Source organism: Tepidiforma sp., from assembly GCF_034433535.1.
Lineage (GTDB): Bacteria > Chloroflexota > Dehalococcoidia > Tepidiformales > Tepidiformaceae > Tepidiforma.
The window spans coordinates 1-5000 of record NZ_DAOUAO010000119.1; the positions used below are offsets into that span (position 1 = coordinate 1).

The 5000-nt window shown below is 70.7% G+C and carries 6 protein-coding genes; 2 read left to right on the top strand and 4 right to left on the bottom strand.

The features are described 5' to 3' along the window. Positions 1-105: 105 nt before the first annotated feature. Both VAE46_RS06425 and VAE46_RS06430 read left to right on the top strand, forming a co-directional pair. Positions 106-705, top strand: a complete 600-nt coding sequence (locus VAE46_RS06425) for a hypothetical protein (protein ID WP_322796096.1) — start codon at positions 106-108, stop codon at positions 703-705. 3 nt (positions 706-708) lie between these two features. Next, positions 709-1389, top strand: coding sequence for a ferric reductase-like transmembrane domain-containing protein (locus VAE46_RS06430; protein WP_322796097.1), 681 nt, complete (start codon positions 709-711; stop codon positions 1387-1389). Positions 1390-1412: 23 nt separating this feature from the next. Here the strand turns inward: VAE46_RS06430 and plsX are convergent, their stop codons facing one another. From plsX to VAE46_RS06450, 4 genes are read right to left on the bottom strand one after another with little or no spacing between them, the layout of a single operon-like run. Next, positions 1413-2456, bottom strand: a complete 1044-nt coding sequence (plsX, locus tag VAE46_RS06435; protein WP_322796098.1) for a phosphate acyltransferase PlsX — start codon at positions 2454-2456, stop codon at positions 1413-1415. Then, positions 2453-3220, bottom strand: coding sequence for a class I SAM-dependent methyltransferase (locus VAE46_RS06440; RefSeq protein WP_322796099.1), 768 nt, complete (start codon positions 3218-3220; stop codon positions 2453-2455). The genes plsX and VAE46_RS06440 overlap by 4 nt, the downstream gene beginning before the upstream one ends. 41 nt (positions 3221-3261) lie before the next feature. Then, positions 3262-4053, bottom strand: a complete 792-nt coding sequence (locus tag VAE46_RS06445) for an enoyl-CoA hydratase/isomerase family protein (protein WP_322796100.1) — start codon at positions 4051-4053, stop codon at positions 3262-3264. Further along, positions 4053-4808: an SDR family NAD(P)-dependent oxidoreductase gene (locus VAE46_RS06450; protein WP_322796101.1), complete on the bottom strand. Its 756-nt coding sequence runs from the start codon at positions 4806-4808 to the stop codon at positions 4053-4055. The genes VAE46_RS06445 and VAE46_RS06450 overlap by 1 nt, the downstream gene beginning before the upstream one ends. Positions 4809-5000 lie beyond the last annotated feature (192 nt).

Sequence of the window (5000 nt, forward strand, 5' to 3'; positions counted from 1 at the left end):
CCGCGACGACCACCGCGACGATGACCGCCGCCACGACGATGACGATGACGACGACCACGATGACGGCAGGAAGAAAGACAACAGGAAGGACCGGGACTGACCGCCATGGCCGTAAAGAAGCCCTCCTCAGGTCTCCCTCGCTTCCTGCTCACGAAGGTCGGCATCGGCGCCTCCGCTGCCGCCACCCTCGTCGCCACCTGGAACGGCATCGCCGCCACGAACGCGCCGGCCGCTGAGGAACCCCCCGCCGACCCGCCGGCCGAGGCGGCCGCGGCCGTCGTGCCCCCCGGCTTCTCCAGTCCTCAGACCGACGCGGCGGCGCAGCGCCCGGCGCCCCAGGGCCCCGTCATCGTCGTCCAGCGCCAGCCCGTTTACTACGTCATCGAATACGTGACCGCCCCGGGGTCCGCAGCGCCGGGCACCGCCGGCTCCGCCCAACCCCCGGCCGATAGCTCACCCGCACCGGGTGCAGCGTCAGTCCCGGCCGCCGGCGATACCGGCAGCGCCCCTGCCCCCCCGCCGGCTCCCGTTGCGGCCCCCGCACCAGCGCTTCCTGGACTCCCGGCGGTTCCCGCTGCAACTCCGCCGCCATCCCTCCCCGCACCGGCACCGGCCGCGCCCCCTGCTGTCGCCCAGCCCGCGCCCGCCGCACCGCCGCACCAGCCGACCCAGGCAGCAAAGCCCAGGAAGTCGAAGGGATCCTGAACCGTGAAGACCCTCGTGCTTACCGTCTCCGTGAGCGTCGCGGTCGGCCTTATCGCCGGTGCTGCGGTGCCGCTCGTTCTCTCCTTCAGCCTGCCTTCAGCCGGCGAACACGGCGCCTGGTATGCCTCCCGCGCCGCCGGGCTCGTCGCCTACCTCGCGCTCTGGCTCTCCCTCGCCGGCGGCCTCCTCATGTCCTCCGCCTGGTTCGATGGCATCGTCAATCGCGCACGCCTCCTGGCCGCGCACCAGGCGCTCGGCGTGGTCGGCGTCGCCCTCGGCCTCGGCCACGCCCTCGTCCTCATCCCCGATGGCTGGACCACCTTCACCCTCGGCGACCTCTTCGTCCCCTTCGCCTCCTACTACCGCCCCGCAGAGTCCGCACTCGGCACCATCAGCCTCTACCTCGCCGCACTCGTCACGTTCTCCTTCTGGTTCCGCAACGCCATCGGACCCACCACCTGGCGCTGGGTCCACCGGGCTTCGGTGGTCGCGTATGTCGCCGCCCTCTGGCACGGGCTCACCATCGGCAGCGATGCCGGCTCGCTCCCCGTACGCGTCCTCTACATCGCCACATCCTTCCTCCTCATCGCGGCGCTCACCATCCGCCTGACCTACGCCCGGCCCCGCAAGTCTGCGCCGGCGCGCGTGCCTCCGTCCCGCGCGCCGACTGCGACTGCCGGGTGAGTCCCTGCCCCCGGGTCCGCGCCTCAATCCTCCCCGTTGCCGGCGCCGGACCCGGGGGCCGCCTTCGCCGGGATCTCCTGCCCGATCTCCCGCATCTTCTCCAGCACCCCATTCTGCACCGAATCGCGCGCCGCCCGGAGCGCGTTATAGATCGCCCGTGCGTTCGAACGCCCGTGCCCGATCACTACCACGCCGTCCACCCCCACCAGCTGCGCCCCGCCGTACTCCGCATAATCCAGCCGCCGCCGCACCTTGCGCAGCTCCGACATCAGGATCAGCCCGGCCGCCTTGTTCCACGGCGTCAGCTCCACCGCCTTCCGCAGCTCGCCGAACAGCATCTCCGCGATCCCCTCGGCCGTCTTCAACACCACGTTCCCCGTGAACCCGTCCATCACCACCACATCGGCCATGCCCCGCGTCAGGTCCTTCCCCTCCACGTTCCCCACGAAATTCAGCCGGCTCGCCCGCAGCATCTGGTTCACTTCGATGGTCAGCTGGTTCCCCTTCGAATCCTCCTCCCCGATCGACAGCAGCCCCACCCGCGCCCGCTGCACCCCGAACATCCGCTCCATGTAGGCCGCGCCCATGTGCGCGAACTGGAACAGCTGCACCGGGCGGCAATCAGCGTTCGCCCCGACATCCAGCAGCATCGTCAGCTTCCCATCAGCCACCGGGAAGACCGTTGCCAGCGCGGGCCGCGAAATCCCCTTCACCCGTCCCAGCGTCAGCAGCGCTGCCGCCATCGTCGCCCCCGTGTTGCCCGCCGTCACGAATGCGTCTGCCTCACCGTTCTTCACCATCCGCAGCCCCACCGCGATCGAGCTTTCCGGCTTCGCCTTCACCGCGTCGGTCGCGTGTTCGTCCATCTCGATGACGTCGCGGGCATCCACCACTCGCACGTCCCGGATGTTCGACGTGCCCTGCAGCTCTGCCCCGATCACCTCCTTCCGCCCCACCAGGATCAGCTCTACCCCCAGCACGCCGGCGGCCATCAGCGCTCCCGCGACCGGCTCTCCCGGCGCGTTATCCCCGCCCATGGCATCGAGCACGATTCGAACCGGTTTCATCCCGTGAGCCTCCGCGCAATCGCAATCATCCGCTCGCTCGAACCCGTGAGCGGGCCCGCATCATAGTCCCCGAACAGGTCGACCAGCTCCAGCCCGGCAGCCTCCAGCAGGTACTCCAGCTCCCAGCGCCCCACGTACCGCAGCAGGTGCTCGCTTACCCGCCGCCGAAGCAGCCCGTCGTCCCCAATCACGTCGTACGCAACCCGCAGCCTCCGCGTCTGTTCCGCGAGGTCGTCCTCGTGCACGTGCCAGCATTCGAACCGCAGCCCTTCGTCCGTAACCCCAGAAAACGCCAGCAGCGGCTGCCCGTTCGTCGCCGGGTCGAGCCACTGCGCTGGGCCCGGCAGGTCGAGCGCCAGCACGCCGTCGAACGCCAGCGCACCCGCCAGCGCCGCCAGCGTCCCCCGCTGCTCTTCACCGTCCCGGCAGTAGAGAAAAACATCGAGCGGCAGCAGCACCAGCCCATACCGCTCCGTTTCCAGCTTCAGCTCCAGCGCGCGCCCCTCGATGAAGTGGACGGCCACCCCCCGCTCCTCCGCCCGTCGCCGCGCACGCGCCAGCATCGCCGGCGAGGGGTCGATCCCGGTCACCTCATGCCCGGCCGCAGCCAGCTCTACCGCGATCCGCCCCGTCCCGCAGCCCACCTCCAGCACCGGCCGCACCGTCCGCCCCGCGTAGGCAAGCCACAGCCCGATGTCGTCCCGGAAGCCGTCGTGGATGGCGTCGTAAAACGCCGCATCCTCGCCGTACCCATCCGCGTGCACCCTCTCGATTCTGCACGCCGCCATGCTCGTCGTCGAACCCGCTACCGTCCCCGCTCCCTCGCCAGCAGCCGCGAAAGCACCAGGTAATCCGGGTCGGCGTGCGTCACATAGCCGGGGACCAGCGCCTCCGCCAGCGCGTTGCAGGTGCTCTTGGTCACCGCCAGCGCCACCAGGTCCTTGGACAGCAGCTGGGCGGCCAGCGCCCGCCCCGCCGCGAGCAGCTCGCCATCCGGCACCACCCGGTTCACCAGCCCCCAGCTTGCGGCCTGCTCGGCCGTAAACCGGTCGCAGGTCATCACCAGCTCCTTCGTCCGCGCTGGCCCGAGCTCGCGCATCAGCCGCGGCAGCGCGTTCCACGTCAGCGGGATTTCGAGGTCAACCTCCGGGATCGAAAACCACGCGCTCGCCGCCGCCAGACGCAGGTCGAGACAGGCCAGCAGCACCACCGCGCCCCCGATCGCCAGCCCGTTGACCAGCCCGATCGTCACCTGTGGCAGACCCTCCAGCGCCGCGGCCGTCCGGTTGCCCGTCCCCGCCCGCAGCCGCTCCCGCAGCGGCGACCCGTCCGCCGTCGCCGAAACCAGCGCCGGCCGGTTCGGGTCCGAAGTGCTCCCGCCGAGGTCCGCGCCCGCAGAGAATGCCCGCCCCGAGCCCGTGAGCAGCACGACGCGGGCCTCCGGATCGTCCGCCAGCTGCCGGCACACCTCCTGCAGCTCCGCGTGCATGCGGAAGCTAATCGCGTTCAGCTTCTCCGGCCGGTCCAGCGTCACCGAGACCAGCCCGGGCAGCTCCGCGTCGCGCTCGACGATGAGCGTCTCGAACGTACCGGCCATCAGTACGGCCGAACCTCGCGGGCGTAATCCCGGCCGCCGCGCACCGTTACCCGCATGATGGCGCCGGCGCGCGACTCATCCTCGATGAGCTCGATCACCCCGGCCGCCACGTCCTCCGGCTGCAGAATGCCCCCGACCAGCTTCGCAACCTCCTCGACCCGCTCATCGCCGCTCCGGCGAACGAGCGGCGTGTCCGTGAACGTCGGGCAGATCGCGTTCACCCGGATGCCGTCCTGTGCAGCCAGGTACCCCAGCGACCGCGTGAAATTCACCACCCCCGCCTTCGACGCCGCATACACCGGCGAATCCGGCATCGGCAACAGCCCCCCCATCGAAGCCGTATTGATAATCACGCCCCCCTTGCCTGCCCGCCGCATCTCCCGCACCGCGATGCGCGTCGCGTCGATCACCGCCACCAGGTTGATCTCGATAATCCGCTGCCACGGCCCCGGGTCATCCGCGAACAGGTCCTCGCCGCCAATCCCCGCGTTGTTGAACACGATATCCAGCTGCCCCCAGTGCTCGAACGCGCACGCCATCGCCCCGGCCAGGTCCTCCGTGTGGGTCACATCGCAGCGCCGGGCGATGACAATACCGCCCTCGCGGCCCGCCAGGTCCGCCGTCTCCTCGGCGCCAGCGAGATTGATATCCGCCGCGATCACGCGCGCGCCGCGCCGCGCCAGCTCCAGCACCGTCGCCCGCCCGATCCCCGAGCCCCCGCCGCTTACCACGGCGACCCTGTCGCGAATCTCCATCGCACACCTCCAGCGGCCCCGCATCAGCATCGGCCGCGCCCCGGCATTGTAGGCCGCGCGCCCCCTTGCGGCATCGACACCCCGGCCGTGCGCGTTCGAAAATCGCCGCATGCCCATCTACGCCGTCGGGGAGAAGATCCCGCGCATCCACCCCTCCGCCTTCATCGCCCCCACCGCCACGGTCGTCGGCGA